This is a genomic window from Sphingomonas sp., assembly GCF_035910975.1.
Lineage (GTDB): Bacteria > Pseudomonadota > Alphaproteobacteria > Sphingomonadales > Sphingomonadaceae > Sphingomonas.
In genome coordinates this window covers 174,192-191,826 of sequence record NZ_JAMHWM010000005.1, presented here as the reverse complement: position 1 = coordinate 191,826, position 17,635 = coordinate 174,192, and the positions used below count along the sequence as shown (strand labels likewise).

Genomic DNA, 17,635 nt, shown 5'->3' with positions numbered 1-17,635 from the left:
TGTGAAGGCACGTGTCACGCCGCGAACCGTGCGCGCTCGGCGGCCTCGGCGGCGAGGATCCCGATCCGGTCGAGTTCGGCGCGCATCACCTCGATCTCGCTGGCCGGCGGCATCAGATACGGTCGCCGCACGTCGCCGCCCGGTTCGTCCATCACGCGCAACGCCATCTTGACCCAGCGCGCGCTCGACGGGCTCCACCGGCCCGACAGCTTGTAGAGGCGCAGGATCATCGCCATCTTCTCGCCGGCGCTGGCCATGTCGCCCGCGGCAACGTCGCGCGCGACGCCCATCAGCAGGTTTGGGCAGACATTGCCTTCGGCCGCCTGGCACCCGTCCAGCCCCATCTGCAGATCCTGCAGCAGCGTCGCGGTTCCAGTGTAGACGGCGACATCGTCCGGCACGGCGTCGCGCACCTGCAGCGCGGTCTCGCTGCCGGCGGCGATAACGTGGACCGCGCGGATTTGGGAGAAGCTCTTGGCGAGCTGACCGATCAGCTTCGAGGAGGGCGACCACGACGAGGCGGCGCGGTGGATCGACAGCGCGATCGGATGGTCGATCGCCCGCAGCACGTCCTCGTAATAGGCGAGCTGCTCGTCGGGACGCGGCCGCATCCCGTGGCCCGCGTCGAGCGCATAGAGTTCGACGCAATCGACGCCGACGTCGATCGCCATGCGCATCCACGCGATCAGTTCGGCGGCGGACCGCGGCTCCGGGGGATTGGCGTGGACCGGCACCCGGCCCTTGAGCTCCTCGACGCCGATCTCGAAGACCCTGCGCCGTTCCTCTTCGCTCAGGGCATAGCCTTCGCCCGATCCCGGACTGCCGAGATATACGCCGACACCGGCATCGCGCAGGCGCCGCAGGTGCCGGCGAAAGCCGGTCTCGTCGAGCGCGCCGTCGTCGGTGAACGGCGTGGTGCTCATCGCGAACACGATCTTCCTGGATGTCATCGCCTATCGTGCCTCGCTGTCGATCGGAAAGCGCACCTCGCACTCCCCCGTCGTGGTGATCCTGTCGTCGGCCTGAATCCGGATCGTCACCGTCACCAGCCGCGATGCCGCGTCGGACACCGCCGATGCGACGGTCCCGGAGCATTCGAGGATGCTGCCCACCGGGTTGAATCCGCCCAGTCTGAGCGCGATGCGTTCGATCCGAGCGTCGAGGCCCGCCCATTCGCGGACGGTGAATTCCGCCACCGACTGCAGGAAAACATAGTTGGTGAAGGCGCCCGGCGCGCCGCCGGTCCGGGCGACGTCCATGTCGTGATGGATCGGCGCGAAATCGCGATTGACCCCGGCTTCCATCACCAGCCGCTGCAACGACAGCGGCACGCGTCGCGGCGGGATGGTCGCGCCGACATCGAACCGCGGATCGCTATCGCGAAGCGGGGCGGTCACGACGCCGCGCTCACCCAGCCGCCGCACGGCGCGCGGCGAGCTCGGCCAGCACCTCGTCGGTATGCTGGCCCAGCGTCGGCGGGGCGGTGAAGCTGGCGGGGCCGCCGGCCTTGATCGGATTGCCGACCATGCGCTGGCGCGTGCCGTCGGCATTTTCGACCTCCACGATCATCTCGCGCCGCGCGACGGTGGGGAAGGCAAAGGCCTCGTCGATCGTCTGGACCAGCGCGACGGGCACTCCCATCCGCTGGAACGCGGTGACCCAATGATCCGAATCATGCTTTGCGAACGCGTCCTCGATGATCCGTTCGAGTTCGACGACATGCCGGCGACGATCGTCGATCGTGCGGAACCGCGGGTCATCGAGCAGGTCGGGTCGCCCGAGCGCGTTGACATAGCCCGACCACCAGCGCGGTAGCGCGCTGGGCGTCGCATAGACGAAGCGCCCGTCCGAACATTGATAGGCGCGGCTGGGCGGCATGTTGGCCAGCCGGGTGCCGACCCGCGAATAGACGATGTCGTGAGTGAAATAATCCTGCGCCTGCCAGACCAGCAGGCTGAGCTGGGCGTCGAGGATCGATACCTCGACATAGCGGCCCGTCCCGTCGCGGTTGCGTGCCTGGAGTCCGGCGAGGATCGCGACCGACGCAAACAAGGCGCCGGCGGTATCACCGATCTGGTAGCCGACCCGCGCGGGCGGTCCGTCCGGATCGCCGGTGATGCTCATGACGCCGGAGATCGCCTGGACCAGCGAGTCGGTCGCCGGAAGCTCGCCGTACGGCCCGACGCTGTCGAAACCGCAGACCGCGCACATCACGAGTTTCGGATTGAGCGCGTGCAGCGTCGTGAAATCGAACCCGAGCCGCTCGATCACCCCGGCGCGGAAGTTGTGCACGACGACATCGGCGTCGGCGAGCAGATCGCGCAGCGCCGCCTTGCCGGGATCGCTCTTCAGGTCGAGCACGATACCGCGCTTGTTGCGGTTCACGCTGTAGTAGAAGGTGCTGTTGCCTTCTGAAATGAACGGCGGGATCAGCCGCGTCGGATCGCCGCCGGGCGGTTCGACCTTGATGACCTCCGCGCCGAGATCGCCGAGCAGCATCGTCGCGAACGGGCCGGAGATGAAATGCGACAGATCGATAATCTTCAACCCGGTGAGCGGCGCTGCGTCGGGGCGGGGCGGGGCGGTCATGCGGTACGATCCTTCTTGGCTGCGTCGGGGTCGCCGATCCGGCGATTGCCTCGGAGCCGGTCGGACGCCCAGCGGAGCTGGGCGGCAATTTCACCAGGTGCCTTGGGCAACATGTCGAGCACGCCCTGTTTGATAAGGCGCATGCAGTCGGGATCGTTCGCCGCCAGCGTCCGGGCCCAGGCCAGCGCCGCGTCGGCGGTGCCCCCGGGTGCGACCATCGCGTTGACCAGTCCGGCGCGGTGCAGGTCGGCGGCGCTGTGCGTCTGCGCGAGCAGCAGCATCTCCATCGCCAGTTTGTGGGGTACGCGCGCCGCCAGCGCCGAGGCGACGCCCTTCGAGAAGCCGATCCGCGATTCGGGGTAGCTGAACACCGCCGTGGCCGACGTCACCGCGAGATCAGCCTGCTGGAGCAGGATCATCCCGCCGGCGATGCAATAGCCCTCCACTGCGGCGATGATCGGCTTCGTCACCCGCACGCCCAGGTTGGGCGCCCAGCGCGACCCGCTGCGCGGCGGATCCTTCATGTCGACGCCCGACGAGAAATTGCCGTCCGCGCCGCCGAGGATGGCGACGACGTCCGCGCCGTCCTCGAAGCGCTGCCACGCTGTTTCGAGGCGGCCGGCCATGTCCTCGTCGATCGCGTTCCTGCGCGCGGGCCGGTTGAGCGTGATGAACGCGATGCCGTCGCGTGAGTGATAGAGGACGCTGTCGGTCATGCCGCCACCCCCTGCGCCGGGACCAGGAAGGCCCGCAGATCAACCGTAGGATCCTCGATCGCCGCCGACGGGATGATGGCGCGCGCCGCCAGCAGCTTGCGTGCCAGCATGTGCCCGCGCGAATCGTTGACCGATTCCACCGCAAGCAGCCGCCCACTGTCGAGGTGATAGACCGAGAAGCTCGGTTGGCGCATATCGCCGCGCACGATCGCCCGGTCGTCGCCATCGCCGCCGACGATCCCGGCGGTCTGTAGTCGCAGGCCGTGCTGGTCGCTCCAGAACAGCGGCACCTGATCGTAGCGGTCGCCGCCGGCGAGTAACTGGGCGGCGACGAACCGGCCCTGATCGACCGCGTTCTGCACCGATTCGATCCGCAGCGCGCCGCCACGGTCGTCGTCGCGAAAGCGTGCGCAATCGCCGATCGCCCAAATGTACGGATCGGTCGTCCGGAGCCGATGATCGACGACGATACCGTCCGACACGGCGAGTCCCGCCGCGTCGGCAAGCTCGGTGTTCGGCACGACACCGATCGCAACCAGCACGACGTCGGCCAGAATGGCACCGTGGGGCAGCAGCGACAGTTCGACATGATCGCCGATCCGGGTACAGCCCTCCAGTGACTGGCCGAGCAGGATGTCGATCCCGGCGTCGCGGTGGTGGCGTGCGATCGCCGTTGCCACCAGACGGCTTGCAGAACGCGCCAGCACCCGGTCCGCCACGTCGATGATGGTGACCCGACGACCCATCGCGGCGGCGCAGGCCGCCGCTTCCAGACCAAGGAAGCCGGCACCGATAACCGCAACGCTGTTTGCAGTCGCGAGCGCGGCGCGCAGCGACGAAGCCTCGACGTGTGTCCGGACATGGTGGAGCGCGCATGCACCCGCGCCGGCGACCGTCAGTTCGCGGTTGCGTGCGCCCGTCGCCAGCACGAGCTGCGTGTAGGGCACCGCGTTGCCGTCGGACAACGCCACGCACCGCGCGGCCCGGTCGATCGCGCGCACCTGAAGCCCCGGCCGGTAATCGATCGCGTTGGCATCCAGCCATTCGGCGGGGTGGGTGACCAGTCCGGCCGGTTCGATCGACCCGAGCAACAGCGCCTTCGTCAGCGGCGGCCGTTGGTACGGCAGGCCGGGTTCGTCGCCGATCAGCGTGACCTTACCGGCAAAGCCCAGGTCGCGCAGCGACTGCGCGGCCTGCATGCCCGCCTGGCCTGCGCCGACGATTACCACGCCGGCGGGTGCGCCGCCGTCGTCCGCCAACCGGGGGATCACGGACGACCTACCATGCGACGGGCAGTTGCTTGACGTGGAACACCATCGTGTCCTCGTCGAATTTCAGCGTGTCCGCCGGTACGGCCAGGCGCAGGTTCGGCAGGCGCCGGAGGATGGTCTCGAACGCGATCTCCAGTTCGATCCGCGCGAGCGGCTGGCCCAGACATTGGTGGATGCCGTAAGAGAAGGCGAGGTGATCGTGCCGCGGCCGGAAGATGTCGAACGCGTCGGGATCCTCGAACACGGCGGGATCACGGTTCGCCGCCGACAGGAGCGCGAAAATCCCCTCCCCGGCCTTGATGGTGACGTCGCCCACCGCGATGTCGGCGGTCGCGACGCGCACCGAATTGAAATGCACGATCGTGCTGAACCGCAACATCTCCTCGATCGCCGGCTTGAGCATCGCCGGATCATCGCGGACCGCTTCGAACTGGGCGCGATCCTGCAGCAGGCTCAGCATCCCGAGCGCGATCTGGTTGGCCGAGGTATCGTGCCCTGCCGCGTACAGCAGCGATGCCATCTGCACGCCTTCGTCGTGGGTGATCGCGCCAGGCAGGATGAAGTCGCGCGCCATGCGCGACAGCAGGTCGGCGTCGCCCGGTTCGGCCTCCTTCTGTCGCAGGATGTCGCTGATGAGGGCGAGCATCTGGTTCGCCGCCGACCGCACGGCCTCCGGATCGCCGTTCAGTTCGTTGCGCTGCTCGGTCCACGCCCGCAACTGATCGTGGTGTTCGTACGGCACGCCCAGCATCGTCGAGATGATCGTTGCGGGCATCGGCATCGCGAAACCCTCGCGCAGGTCCGCCGGCGAGCCCGATGCGATCATCGCGTCGAGCAGTTGGTCGGCGACCTGCTGGATCGCGGGCCGCAGCGCCTCCAGCCGCTTGATCGTGAACTCCTTGGTCAGCACGCGGCGATATTTGGAGTGTTCCGGCGGATCCATGTTGATGAAGGTCTTGCGCACCGAAAGTTGCGCGGCGCGCGCCGACGAGAAGGTCGGGAAACCCGGATTGCTGGTGACGGCGCTGGCATGGGGGCTGGCAAGGACCGTCCGCACATCCTCCCACCGGGTGACGATCCACGCGGCGTTGCCATTCCACAGCCGGACCCGCGCGATCGGCTCGCGCTGGCGGAAGAAGGAGTAGAGCTTCGGCGGGTCGAGCGGCGGCGTTTCGCGACGCGGCGGAAAGGCCGGCAGCGTCGCCGCGTCGACCGGTATCGTCGTCATGCCTCGAACACTTCGATCGCCAGCGCCGGACACAGCCGGGCAGCCGATTTCACCGCCTCGCGCCGGTCCTCGGTCGGCACCGTTTCGAGCAACTCGACGATCCCGTCGTCCTCGTTCTGGTCGAACACGTCGGGCGCGGCGACGACGCAGTGGCCGGCGCCGATGCATTTGTCCGGATGGATAACAATCCTCATCGACCTCTCCCCCGACGCACGCGCCATGTCCTAGCAAGCGAGCTTTACTGATAGCATAATCGCTCTGGATCAACCATTGTACCTTTACTCTGGCTAGAATAATGCTCCGTATACTGTCAAGTCAGACGACGCGTGGCCCACGCGATCGGAAGGGAGGTCGACAGTGAAAGTCTATCAGGCGCTTGCCCATGCGCTCGCCGACAACGGCGCCCGGACCCTGTTCGGCGTGATCGGCGACGCGAACCTGATGCTGGTCGACAGCTTCGTCCGCGAGGTCGGGGGGCGGTACGTCGCCGCCGCGCACGAGGCGGGGGCGGCGATGATGGCGATCGGCTTCGGCGGGTCGGGCGCAGGCCTCGGCGTCTGCACCGTTACCCACGGGCCCGGCCTCGCCAACAGCCTGACGGCGTTGATCGAGGGCGTGAAATCTACCATGCCGATGGTGATGCTGTGCGGCGATACCGCGGTGCTCGATCGTGACAGCAACCAGAACATCGCTCAACGCGAGCTGGTTCTCGCGACCGGTGCCGGGTTCGAGCAGCTGCGCGACGCGACGACCGTCGCGGTGGACGTCGCGACGGCGATCCGCCGGGCGCTGGCGGAACGCCGTCCGATCGTGGTGAACGCGCCGATCGACCTGCAGGCGTACGAAACGGAATATGCACCGGCTCCCTACCGCGCGCCGCAGATGGCGTCGGTCCCGCTCGACGGGCGCGACATCGACGATGCCGTGGGGGTGATCGCCGCGGCGCGCCGGCCGATCGTGCTGGTCGGCCGCGGCGCCCGCGACGCCCACAGCCTGGCGGCGATCTGCCGGCTCGCGGAGCGGATCGACGCGCCGCTGGCAACCACGCTGAAGGCCAAGGACGCGTTCGTCGGCCATCCATACAACCTGGGCATCTTCGGCTCACTATCGGCGACGCCCGCGCTTGATGCGATCAGCGACAGCGATTGCGTGCTGGCGTTCGGTGCCAGCCTCAATCGCTTCACTACGATCGACGGCGCGCTGCTGCGGGGCAAGCGCACCGTGCAGATCAATCGCGAGCCCGGCGAGCCCGGACGGCTCTGGCGACCCGACGTCCCGATCGTCGGCGAACCCTCGGCGGTCGCGGATCGACTCGTCCATTGGCTCGACGTCGCGGAGATCGCCGGATCGGGCTGGCGATCCGAGGCGCTGGCGGCGGCGATCGCGGCATATCGGCCGGACAATCCCAGCGCCGGCGACTCGGCCGGCGCGATCGACATTGTCGAGGCGCTCCGGTTTCTGGACTCGGCGTTGCCGGCGTCGCGGATGCTGGTCACCGATGCCGGCCGCTTCGTGGGCCAGGCGTGGCGGCACATCGCGGTGCCGGGGCCCGACGGCTTCCTGCCGGCCGGCGGCTTCGGATGCGTCGGGCTGGGCATGGCGCAAGCGATCGGCGCGGCGATGGCGCGCCCCGACCTGACCACCGTGCTCGCGGTGGGTGACGGCGGTTTCATGATGGGCGGGCTGGCCGAGTTCAACACCGCTGTGCGCCATGGCATCAACCTGGTCGTCGTGCTGTGCAACGACGGTGGCTACGGCGCCGAGCATGTCCAGTTCCGAGATCGCGGCATGGACCCGGCGCTGTCGCTGTTCGACTGGCCCGACCTGTCGCAACTGGCGCGGGCGCTGGGCGGGGATGCCGTCACCGTTGCCGGACGCGACGATCTGGCCCGCGCGGCGTCGGCGATCGCGGCGCGCGAACGCCCTCTGGTGATCGAACTGCGCCTCGACCCGGACCGCATTCCGCCGATCAAATAGGCGTCAGCTGCCGTCCGACAGCGTGGCGCGGCCACCCAGGCGCATCACGATCGCAAGCTCGTCGCGCCACGATCGCAGCAGGTTTCGGACCTCCTCCTCGCCGCCTGCCGCGAGCGCGTGCGCCCAGGCGCGGCCCGTCAGGCAGGCCTGTGCGCCCCGCGATGCTGCCCGGGCGATATCCATTCCGCCCCGGATACCGCCGTCCATCAGTACCGGTACGCGGCCGCCGACGGCTTCGACGACCGGGCCGAGCGCCTCGATCGTCGATCGGACGCCGCCGAGTTGCCGCCCGCCATGGTTCGAGACGATGACTCCGTCGGCGCCCAGATCGACGGCGCGGCGCGCGTCTTCGGGATCGATGACCCCCTTGACGACAAGCCGCCCCCGCCACGCGCTGCGCAGACGTTCCAGCGCCGCCGGGGTGACCGGGACGACCTGCCCGGGCCTGCCGCCCGGCATGTTACCGAAAGCGTGCGGTCGGCCGCGCAGGTAGACGTCGTACAACCAGCGCGGATGGCACAGGCCGTCGGCGACGCGCGCGGCATGCGATGCGATCGTCGGACGCGCACGCAGCGGCCGCCGCGCCTCGCGGAACCGCACGCCCGGCACGGGCACATCGACGGTCAGGATAATCGTGTCCACGCCCAGGTCGGCGATCCGCGGCAGGAATGCGTCCAGCCAGTTCGGGTCGCTCAGCAGATAGAGCTGCATCCAGGGTGCGACACCGCAACCGCGCACGACCTCTTCGATCGAACAAATTGCGAAGGTGGACAGGACGAAGGGGATGCCGGCCGCGGCGGCGGCGCGCGCCGCCTGCACTTCGCCGCGACGCGCCATCATCCCGGCGAAGCCGACGGGAGCGAGCATCAACGGCATCGACCATCGCCGGCCGAACAGCACGCACGAGGTGTCGATCGCGTCGATATCGTTCAGCACGCGCTGCGGCAGATCGATCCTGTCGAGCGCATCGCGGTTGCGCGAGGCAGTCGACTCGTCGAATCCGCCGCCTTCGACATAGTCGAACAACAGGCGCGGCAGCCGGCGTCCCGCGCGGTCGCGGACATCGCGCCAGTCGATCCAATCATGCTCCATGCGATCAGCCGCCGCGCGTGCGGCGGGGGAAGCGCGGCGGGCCGGGGATCATTCCGCGCGGTCCACGCGGCTGATCGCGACGGGAACGTCGGTCATGCGCGGCTGGCCGGTGAAGGGATCGAAGATCTCGTCGGTCGCGACCAGGCGGTTGGGGCTCGATCCGAACACCGCCGGGTCCGCCGAAGGATCGTCCGCCGAACCATAGCCGAAGGCGATCGACACCATCCCGCGCCGGAGATGCGCATCGGCCGCGACGATCGCGCGGATCGCGCCGAGCGGCGACGTGATCGCCACCTCGTCATCCTCCACGACGCCAAGCTCGCTCAGGTCGTCGGGGTGCAGATAGGCGGGATTGTACGCCAGGCCCCGGTTGCTCGCGGCCTTGCGCGTCGAGTTGTTGGCATGGTTTTCCCGCCGGCACAGCATCCGGTACGGATATCGCGCATCTGCGGGCTCGCGCAGTCGCGTGATCGATCGCTCCAGCAGGCGCATCATCTCGGGATGCCCGACCTCCAGCCGGTCGACGTTGCCGGGATCGCCGGGTTCGACGACGATCAGGCCCTCGTCAAAGACATGGCCACCGGGGAAGCGCTTCACCGTGTCCAGCGGCACGCGGCTGCCGGCGGTGAACAGCTCCAGCAATTCCTCGGTCCGCGGTTTCGCGTCGATCGGGATCTTCGGCGTCGTCGGCGGGTGGCCCCACGGCCGCACTTCGACTGGGTGCCCCATCCGCACCATCAGTTCGTAGAAGATCTCCCATTCCTCCAGCAGGTCCGATCCCGCCGGCCGCGGCACCACCGCGTCGGTATATTGCGAATGCGCCAGCGCCTGCCCGTACCCGGCGCGCAGCGACAGCCCCTCGGTGCCGATCGATGCCGCCGCGACCTCTAGCGGCAGCGTCGGCGCCAGGACATAGTCCGCCAGATGCGCGGATTGCGACATCCACGGATCGATCTGGACGAACAGGTCGAGCGAGCGGAGCGCTTCCACCACGCGCCGCTGGTCGGGAAATGCCACCGCCGGGTTGCCGCCCCAACAGATCAGCGCGCGCACCTGTCCGTCGCCGGGCGTCAGTATCTCTTCCGCCAGCGCCGCCACCGGCATGCCGGCGCGCGATTGTTTCAGGCCGCGGACGCGCATCCGCCCGCCCAGCGCCCAGTCGGCATCGGGCGCCCGCGCCTGCGCCCGCGCGCGCGCCGGCGGCAGCAGCGCCGGCGACGCCTTGATGACGTCTCCCGCGCGCATCCAGCGCCCGCACAGGGTCTCGAGCACCTGCACGAGATATTCGACCAGCGTTCCGGCGGCCGTCATGTGCGGGCCGGTCCCCGCCATGGCATAGCCGCGCCGCGCCCCCGCGTAGGTCCGGGCAGCAGCGACGATATCGCCAGCACGCACCCCGGCGGCGGCGGCGACGGCGGCGACCTCGATCCCGTCGAGTTGCTCGCGGAGCGCGTCGATGCCGGTGACATGGCGCGCGACGAAGTCGTGGTCGATCCGCCCTTCGGACAGGATCACCTTTATCATCGCGGCGAGGATCGGCACGTCATGGCCCGGCGCGGCCTGGAGGTGCACGGTCGCGCGTTCAGCCACCTGCGTGCGGCGCGGATCGATGACGATCAGCTTGCACCCCCCGGCGATCCGGTCGACCAGCCAGCGGCGCGGCGAACCGGCCGGGAAACCCGTGTAGGTGTTCCACGGATTGATTCCGATCAGCAGGATCGCCTCCGGCGCATCGAACCCCTGCGGCGGCGCCCCCCAGCTTCCCAGGAAGGATTGGGCGACGTGCTTGCCGCCCTTGTCGATCGTGTTCGGATCGAACCGCATGTTCGTGCCGATGGCGTCGAAGAACGCGTCGTAGAACGGCGCGGTGACCGGGCGGCTGCCGACCGCCGCCTGCGTTCCCCAATAGCCGGCGATCGCCCGCGGACCGTGACGATCGACGATCCGCGCGATGCTGGCGGCGATCTCGTCCAGCGCGTCGGCACTGGCGATGCGATCGAAGCCGCCATCGGCGCGCCGCCGCACCGGGTGCAGCAACCGGGCCGGGTCGGTCAGATAGTCGCCCTGCGACCGACCCTTCACGCAACTATAGCCGCTATATTGCGGATTATCGGGATCGCCCTCCACCGTGCGCACCCGTCCGTCCTCGACCAGGACATTGATCGCGCACTGGTTGATGCAGCAGCGGCAGATCGATTTCCTGAGCTCGATCATCGCGGCGTGCCCTGCGCGCCGATCCGCGCCATCGCGTGGCGATCGACCAGCTTCACCCGGGGGCGGCCGGCCAGCCGGCCCTGCGCACGTTCGTGGCGGTCGATCGAACGCCAGTCGGCCAGGCCCGCGCTGCGCGTGATCGTCGCGGCGAGGCTTTCCGGCATCGGCCCACCCGCCGCCAGCCGCCCCGCGCGGTGATCGTCGAGCAGCGCGGCGACGGTCTCGCGCGCGCATGCCCGGTTGCTGCCCATCGACCCCGACGGGCCGCGCCTGATCCACCCGGCGACATAGAGTTTCGGCCGCGCGTCGCCGGTCGCGGGGTCGATCACCCGTCCGCCGGCACTCGGCACGGTCCGCGTCCGATCGTTGAACGGCATGCCCGCGATGGCGGAACCCGCATAGCCGATCGACCGCAGCACCAGGCCGGCTTCGAACAGGTCTTGCTCGCCGGTGGCGACCGCCGCCGCGCGACCATCGGGGCCCACCTCGATCCGGTTCCGCGCGAATCGCACCGCCGACACCGTTTGCTCGCCGATCAGTTCGACCGGCGACCGCTGGAACACCAGCCGCAGCGGGCGACCGGGCAACGGCGCCTGCCGCGCCAGGCGGTGGAGGATGCCGGCCTTTTCCGCCCCCGCCCAGCCTTGCGGACCTTGGCCGGAAAGCAGCGGCGCGGCGGTGTCTGCCGGCAGGTCCACGCGCAACGAAAAGGCCCGCGACGCGGCGAGGCCCAGCAGTTCGGGCGCGGTGAAGGCGGCGTCGGCAGGCCCCCGCCGCCCGACGACGACGACCTCTCGAACCCGGCTGGCCGCCAGAGCGTCGAGCGCATGGTCGGCGATATCGGTGTGCCGCAGGGCATCGACATCCGACGCCAGCACGCGCGCAACGTCGAGCGCGACATTGCCGTTGCCGATCACCACCGCCCGTTCGGTATCCAGGTTGAACCTGCGGTCGGCGAAATCGGGGTGGCCGTTGTACCAGCCGGCGAACTCGGTCGCCGAATGGCTGCCGCGCAGATCCTCGCCGGGGATCCCCAGCGCGCGATCGGCAAGGGCGCCGGTGGCGACGATCACCGCGTCATACGTCGCCTCAAGCTCGGACAGCGCGATGTCGCGTCCGATCTCGACCCCCAGGACGAGCCGGCATCGCGGATCATCGGCGATCCGCTCGAAGATGTCGGCGATCTGCTTGGTCCGTGGATGATCCGGCGCCACACCGAACCGCGTGAGCCCCCATGGCACCGGCAACCGCTCGAACAGGTCGATCGTCACGTCCGCGCCGGAATCCAGCAGATATTCCGTGGCAAAGGCCCCGGCCGGTCCAGACCCGATCACCGCGACCCGCAAGGCTCCGGCGCCTTGCGATGCGCGCGACAGCGGTCGGTCGGCGCGGCGGGGGACGTAGGCCGGAGCGGTCGGACCCTGAAAGAAGCGCGCGGCGAGATCCCGAAAGGCGTCGTTCTCTTCGGTCAGGTCATAGTCGGCGTCGATCGCGCCGACCGGGCAGATATCCAGACACGCGCCGCAATCGATGCAGGCGGCGGGATCAATGAAGAGCATCTCGGCCGTCGCATATCCCGCCTCGTCGGGCGTCGGATGGATGCAGTTGACCGGGCAGACCGTGACGCACGACGCGTCGTTGCAGCAGGACTGGGTGACGACGTGGGTCATGCTGACCGGCGGTCAGCCATGCCGCACTGTCGTGGCCGGGCGTCCGGCCATGAACCGGTCGATGCGATCGTCGGTGTAGCCGAGCACGTCTCGCAGCACCTCGCGCGTGTCCGCGCCCAGCGCCGGCGCCGGTCGTGGCTGCGGCATCGCCACTCCTTCGAGGCGGAAGGGTGGCGCGACGTTGGGAACGCGTCCGGCGACCGGATGGTCGAGATGGCCGAACAGCCCGCGATCCTTCGCCTCCGGTGATTCGACCGCTTCGGCGACCGATCGTACCCCGGCTGCGGGTATGCCGACCGCCTGCATCGCCTCCGCCCAGGCCGCGCGTGTGCGCTGGCGAAAGATCGGCGCGAGGATCGCGGTGAGCGCCGCGTGGTTGCGCAGTCGCGCGCCGTTGGTGGCGAAATCCGGGTCGTCCGCCAGGTCGGGCCGGTCGATCACCGACCGCGCGAGCGCGACGAACATCCGGTCGGTCGAACACGACATCACGAAATCGCCGTCGGAGGCGGAGAACAGGTCCGCCGGCGCGCCGACCTGCGAGCGATTGCCGGTGCGCCCCTGGTCGGCGCCGTGCCACAGGTAGGTGACCGGGAAATAGGCCGACAGCGCGACGCCGACGTCGAACAGCGCGACCTCCACCTTCTGGCCGCGGCCGTTGCGCAGGCGGGCGATGACGGCGGCCTGGATCGCGTTGAGCGTCATCATGCCGGTCGCCACGTCGATCGCGGGCGCGGCGATCCGCACCGGCGGCGCGTTCGCATAGCCGTTCACCGATTGCAGCCCGCAATCGGCCTGCACCACGGGATCGAAGCCGGGACGCGTCGCGAAGGCGCCGCGCTGACCATAGCCGGTGACCGAGCAATAGATCAGGCCGGGGTATTTTGCGGCCAGGGTTTCATAGTCCAGGCCGTAGCGATGCATCACGCCGGTGGTGAAATTCTCCACCAGTATGTCGGCGCCGGCGATCAGGTCCTTCGCCACTGACAGGTCGTCGGGCGACTTCAGGTCAAGCTCGATGCTCCGCTTGTTGCGGTTCATCGCGATGAAGACGCTGCTGAGATCCCCGCGCGTGGGCTGCAGGCGCCGGGTGTCGTCCCCGGTGCCCGGCTGTTCGATCTTGATGACGTCGGCGCCCAGATCGCCGAGCAGCATCGTCGCATAGGGCGCGGAAATCTGCCGCGAGAAATCGACCACTCGCATTCCGGCGAGCGGTAGCGGCACGTCCGCCGGCCGATCGCCAGACCGCGTCACGCGACGGCGCCTTCGCGGCGCAGGTCGGCGATGCGCGCTGGCGCAAGGCCCAGTTCGGCCAGCAGCATGTCGGTGTCGGCGCCCGGCTGGACGGGCAGGGCGGGCGGGGCGGCTGGGGTGCGGCCGAAGCGCGGTGCCGGCGCGGGATGGACGATGCCCGCCACATCGACGTGCGCGCCCCGCGCGCGCAGGTGCGGGTCGGCGGTGGCTTCGGCCGGCGTCAGCACCGGCGTCACGCAGGCGTCGAGCGCCTCCGCCGCCTGCGTCCATGCGTCGCGCGTACGCGTGCGGAAGGCGGCCGCGAAGCGCGCACGCAGCACCGGCCAGCCGGCGCGGTCGTGCTGTCCGGGCAGCGCCTGATCGGCGAGGTCGAGCAACGTCAGCAGTTCGGCGTAGAAGCGCCCTTCGACCGCCGCCACCGCGACATGGCGGCCGTCCAGCGTCTCGTAGGTCGTATACCATGGCGAGCCGCCATCGGTAGCGTTGGTGCCGCGTTGGTCGTTCCACTGGCCGGCGGCCATGATCCCGTACAGGCTGGTCATCAGCGAGCTGACGCCGTCGATCATCGCGCAATCGACCACCTGCCCCCGGCCGGACTTCGCCGCCTCGAGCAGCGCGGCGACCACACCGAGTGCGAGGAACAGCGATCCGCCGCCGAAGTCGGCGACGAAATTCAGTGGAATCGCCGGCGGCTGGCCGCGATGACCGATCGAATGCAGCGCGCCCGACAGTGCGAGATAGTTGAGATCATGGCCGGCCTTCGGCGCCAGCGGGCCGTCCTGACCCCAGCCAGTCATGCGCCCGTAGACCAGCCTGGGATTGCGATCGGCGAACACTTCGGGACCGAGGCCGAGCCGTTCCATGACGCCCGGCCGGAAGCCTTCGACGAGCGCATCCGACCCGGCGATCAAATCCGCCGCGATTGCCACCGCCGCGGGGGACTTCAGGTCGAGGCGGATGGAGCGCCGGTGACGCCGGGTCGTTTCGAACCGCCAGTCACGGCCGATCCCCAGATCGACCGCACCGACCCGGTCGATCCGGATGACGGTCGCCCCCATGTCCGCCAGCAGCATCGCGGCGTAAGGAACCGGGCCGACCGTCCCGAACTCGACGATGCGACACCCGGCGAGCGGGCCGGACGGGGCGTGCGCTGCCTGCCCGCTCAGTCGATCCTGCACCCGAATGCCCCGCCCCGGACCGTCAGCGACGGATCGAGACCGACAGGGCGACCGATCGGGCGCGCTGAAGCAGCGAGTAGACCAGGCCGGGTGATGCCGCCAGCACGGTCGAGGTGTTCTGGACCTTGGCGTTGGACAGGTTCTTGCCGACGACCGCAATCTCCCACGACCGGTCGCTCGGCCCGAAGCTCGCGCGCATGTCGTACTGCTGATAGCCTTTCTGGAACACCAGCGGGTCGTTCGCCGCGGTCAGGAAGTAGGACGACGAGTGGAACAGGTTCGGCTCCAGCCGGAACTGGTTGACGCCGACCGGCAGCGCCACCGTCAGCCCGACCGTCGCCGTCAGCTTCGGCGCGAACCCGAGCGGCTTGCCGGTCAGATTCTGCGTACACGTCGCCCCGCTGGCGACGATCTGCAAGGTGGTGCAGGCGGCGCCGGGATAGGCATTGAACTTGGCCACGATGTACGACGCGGCGGCATTGAACGAGATCACGTCGGACACCCGCATACTGCCGGTGAACTCGATACCCTTGGATGTCGCCGACGATGCGTTGTTGACACTCTGGATCGACGCGCCGGTCGGGCCGATGATGTTCACCGCCTGCTGGAGGTCCGAGAAGCGCGACAGGAAGCCGTCGATCGAGAAGAACATGCGGCCGTCGAACAGCGTGCCCTTCAGGCCGACCTCATACGCATCCGCGCTCTCCGAATCGAACTGGACCGGCGTGTTCGAATCGCTGTAGCCGCCGGCCTTGAAGCCGTTCGCATAGGTGGCATAGGCCGTGACGCTCGACGTCAGATCATATTGCACGCTGACCGACGGCATCAGCTGCGAATAGGTGGTCCGCGGCCGGGCGTAGTTGGCCGGATCGAAGCCCGAGCCGGGATAAAGCTTGGCCTGGGTGGCGAGATCCAGCGGCTGGAATTCCGCCATGGGATCGTTTCCGCCGCCGATCCCGACGATCGCCGCGCGCGACGCGTTCTTCAGGACGCTCGTGTACCGCAGGCCCAGGCTCGTGCGGAACCGCGGGGTGAACTTGTAGGTCAGCTGGCCGAACACCGAACGTGTCTGATCGACCTGATCGATCTGGCGATTGGTGCCGATCGGGGTGTTCGCATTGGTGACCGGCGCGCCCGCCGCGCCGATGGTGGTGCCGAACAGCGACGAGAAGGTGCTGCCGCGCAGGTGGCCACGCGAATAATAGGCGCCCACCATGTAGTTGAAAGCGCCGTTGCCCTGCGATTCGAGCCGGACTTCCTGCGAGAACATGTTGAACTTCTCGTCGAACGTCGTCGGCGAGTAGAAGAAGCCGCCACGGCCGGTGATCGGCAACGGCGTGAAATTGCCGAAGGTGGTGTCGTCTAGATCGCTGTAGCTGGTCAGGAAATTGAGCGCGACGGGGCCGAGGTCGAACCGGTTGGACCAGGCTACTTCGAACGAATCGAGATCGAAGCTCGACGGGCCGGTGTCCGCCCGGAAATCGAACTGGTTGTCGATATCGGGTCCGCGCAGTGTCAGGTACAGCGCGCACGGGCCGCGAACCGTCGGATAGCCGGCCGGCGGCGGACAGCCGCGGATTTCGCCGTAATAGGTGCCCTTGTCGCGCTGCCGGACATATTCGAGCCGCAGATCCGATTCGAACGTGTCGCTGGGCTGCCAGCGCAGAGACCCACGAATGATCTTTCCACGCAGGCGCGGTCCGTGCATGTCCTCAAAACGATTGTACGTAAACCCGTCCATGCCCGAAATCTGGCCCGCGACCCGGACCGACAACGTGTCCGTGACCGCCCCGGTGACGCCTCCCTCGATGATGTATTGGCCGTCGGTGGGCGAATAGAGGAGCTGGCCGTTGTAGCCGAAGGTGCTGCTGGGCTTGCGCGTGGTGATGTTGATCGCGCCGGCGACGGTGTTGTTGCCGAAGAACGTGCTCTGCGGGCCGTTCAGCACCTCGACCCGCTCGATATCGAACAGGGTCGCCTGGACCGATCGCGAGCGTGGCCGGTAAACACCATCGACGAAGGTGCCGACCGCCTGTTCGAAACCGCCGTTGACGCCCGATCCGACGCCGCGCAGCTGGATGTTGTTCGACGTGGTGTTCTGACCGATGTGCACCCCGGGCATGCGGGTCGAAAGGTCGATGAGGTCGACGGTACCGCGCTTCTGCAGCGTCTCGCCCGACGTCACCGCGACCGAGATCGGCACGTCCTGAAGCCGTTCCTCGCGCCGGCGGGCGGTGACGACGATATCGCCTGATACCGCCGCCGGGCGGTCGGCGTCCTCGGGCGCGCTGGCGGCCGGTCGCTCTGTGTCAGACGGCGGGGTTGCAGCGGTTTGACTGGCGGCGGGAGACGCAGCCGTGAGCACAACGGTCCCGATAAGGACATCGCGAAAACCAACCATGGCAATCCTCCCGCAAGCTCTTTGGTTGAGCCTTAGCGCCATTTCTTC

At 68.7% G+C, this 17,635-nt stretch carries 14 protein-coding genes; 1 reads left to right on the top strand and 13 read right to left on the bottom strand.

Features of this window, described 5'->3' with window-relative positions:
• Positions 1-14 precede the first annotated feature (14 nt).
• From VYI76_RS00940 to VYI76_RS00910, 7 genes are read right to left on the bottom strand one after another with little or no spacing between them, the layout of a single operon-like run.
• Complete coding sequence (locus VYI76_RS00940) at positions 15-950, bottom strand: dihydrodipicolinate synthase family protein (protein ID WP_326522890.1); 936 nt, start codon at positions 948-950, stop codon at positions 15-17.
• A gap of 3 nt (positions 951-953) precedes the next feature.
• Positions 954-1,397 (bottom strand): hypothetical protein, encoded by a 444-nt coding sequence (locus tag VYI76_RS00935; RefSeq protein WP_326522889.1) that lies wholly within the window; start codon positions 1,395-1,397, stop codon positions 954-956.
• A gap of 10 nt (positions 1,398-1,407) precedes the next feature.
• The gene (locus tag VYI76_RS00930) at positions 1,408-2,589 is read right to left on the bottom strand and encodes a CaiB/BaiF CoA transferase family protein (RefSeq protein ID WP_326522888.1); all 1,182 of its coding nucleotides are present in this window, start codon (positions 2,587-2,589) and stop codon (positions 1,408-1,410) included.
• Positions 2,586-3,305, bottom strand: coding sequence for an enoyl-CoA hydratase/isomerase family protein (locus tag VYI76_RS00925; RefSeq protein WP_326522887.1), 720 nt, complete (start codon positions 3,303-3,305; stop codon positions 2,586-2,588). The genes VYI76_RS00930 and VYI76_RS00925 overlap by 4 nt, the downstream gene beginning before the upstream one ends.
• The gene (locus tag VYI76_RS00920; protein WP_326522886.1) at positions 3,302-4,576 is read right to left on the bottom strand and encodes an NAD(P)/FAD-dependent oxidoreductase; all 1,275 of its coding nucleotides are present in this window, start codon (positions 4,574-4,576) and stop codon (positions 3,302-3,304) included. The genes VYI76_RS00925 and VYI76_RS00920 overlap by 4 nt, the downstream gene beginning before the upstream one ends.
• A gap of 7 nt (positions 4,577-4,583) precedes the next feature.
• Positions 4,584-5,804, bottom strand: coding sequence for a cytochrome P450 (locus VYI76_RS00915; protein WP_326522885.1), 1,221 nt, complete (start codon positions 5,802-5,804; stop codon positions 4,584-4,586).
• Entirely contained in the window at positions 5,801-5,998 is a 198-nt protein-coding gene (locus tag VYI76_RS00910; protein ID WP_326522884.1) for a ferredoxin, read from the bottom strand. Before VYI76_RS00910 ends, VYI76_RS00915 begins: the two co-directional genes overlap by 4 nt.
• A 163-nt stretch (positions 5,999-6,161) precedes the next feature.
• Between VYI76_RS00910 and VYI76_RS00905 the strand changes: the two genes are divergently transcribed.
• Positions 6,162-7,781: a thiamine pyrophosphate-binding protein gene (locus tag VYI76_RS00905; RefSeq protein ID WP_326522883.1), complete on the top strand. Its 1,620-nt coding sequence runs from the start codon at positions 6,162-6,164 to the stop codon at positions 7,779-7,781.
• 3 nt (positions 7,782-7,784) lie between these two features.
• On the opposite strand, the gene VYI76_RS00900 is transcribed toward VYI76_RS00905, so the two are convergent.
• The 6 genes from VYI76_RS00900 to VYI76_RS00875 are packed head-to-tail and all read right to left on the bottom strand — an operon-like array spanning position 7,785 to position 17,551.
• On the bottom strand, positions 7,785-8,873 hold the full coding sequence (locus VYI76_RS00900; protein WP_326522882.1) for an alpha-hydroxy acid oxidase: 1,089 nt from the start codon (positions 8,871-8,873) through the stop codon (positions 7,785-7,787).
• 48 nt (positions 8,874-8,921) lie between these two features.
• Entirely contained in the window at positions 8,922-11,087 is a 2,166-nt protein-coding gene (locus VYI76_RS00895; protein ID WP_326522881.1) for a molybdopterin-containing oxidoreductase family protein, read from the bottom strand.
• Positions 11,084-12,757, bottom strand: coding sequence for an FAD-dependent oxidoreductase (locus VYI76_RS00890; RefSeq protein WP_326522880.1), 1,674 nt, complete (start codon positions 12,755-12,757; stop codon positions 11,084-11,086). The genes VYI76_RS00895 and VYI76_RS00890 overlap by 4 nt, the downstream gene beginning before the upstream one ends.
• Before the next feature lie 12 nt (positions 12,758-12,769).
• Positions 12,770-14,008 (bottom strand): CaiB/BaiF CoA transferase family protein, encoded by a 1,239-nt coding sequence (locus tag VYI76_RS00885; RefSeq protein ID WP_326522879.1) that lies wholly within the window; start codon positions 14,006-14,008, stop codon positions 12,770-12,772.
• On the bottom strand, positions 14,005-15,186 hold the full coding sequence (locus VYI76_RS00880; protein WP_326522878.1) for a CaiB/BaiF CoA transferase family protein: 1,182 nt from the start codon (positions 15,184-15,186) through the stop codon (positions 14,005-14,007). The genes VYI76_RS00885 and VYI76_RS00880 overlap by 4 nt, the downstream gene beginning before the upstream one ends.
• Positions 15,187-15,208: 22 nt before the next feature.
• The gene (locus VYI76_RS00875; protein ID WP_326522877.1) at positions 15,209-17,551 is read right to left on the bottom strand and encodes a TonB-dependent receptor; all 2,343 of its coding nucleotides are present in this window, start codon (positions 17,549-17,551) and stop codon (positions 15,209-15,211) included.
• Positions 17,552-17,635: the final 84 nt, after the last annotated feature.

Bases quoted from the DNA above. Each gene is read 5' to 3' on its own strand.
- VYI76_RS00940 (WP_326522890.1), bottom strand. From the start codon at position 950: ATGACATCCAGGAAGATCGTGTTCGCGATGAGCACCACGCCGTTCACC.
- VYI76_RS00930 (WP_326522888.1), bottom strand. From the start codon at position 2,589: ATGACCGCCCCGCCCCGCCCCGACGCAGCGCCGCTCACCGGGTTGAAG.
- VYI76_RS00925 (WP_326522887.1), bottom strand. From the start codon at position 3,305: ATGACCGACAGCGTCCTCTATCACTCACGCGACGGCATCGCGTTCATC.
- VYI76_RS00915 (WP_326522885.1), bottom strand. From the start codon at position 5,804: ATGACGACGATACCGGTCGACGCGGCGACGCTGCCGGCCTTTCCGCCG.
- VYI76_RS00910 (WP_326522884.1), bottom strand. From the start codon at position 5,998: ATGAGGATTGTTATCCATCCGGACAAATGCATCGGCGCCGGCCACTGC.
- VYI76_RS00900 (WP_326522882.1), bottom strand. From the start codon at position 8,873: ATGGAGCATGATTGGATCGACTGGCGCGATGTCCGCGACCGCGCGGGA.
- VYI76_RS00895 (WP_326522881.1), bottom strand. From the start codon at position 11,087: ATGATCGAGCTCAGGAAATCGATCTGCCGCTGCTGCATCAACCAGTGC.
- VYI76_RS00890 (WP_326522880.1), bottom strand. From the start codon at position 12,757: ATGACCCACGTCGTCACCCAGTCCTGCTGCAACGACGCGTCGTGCGTC.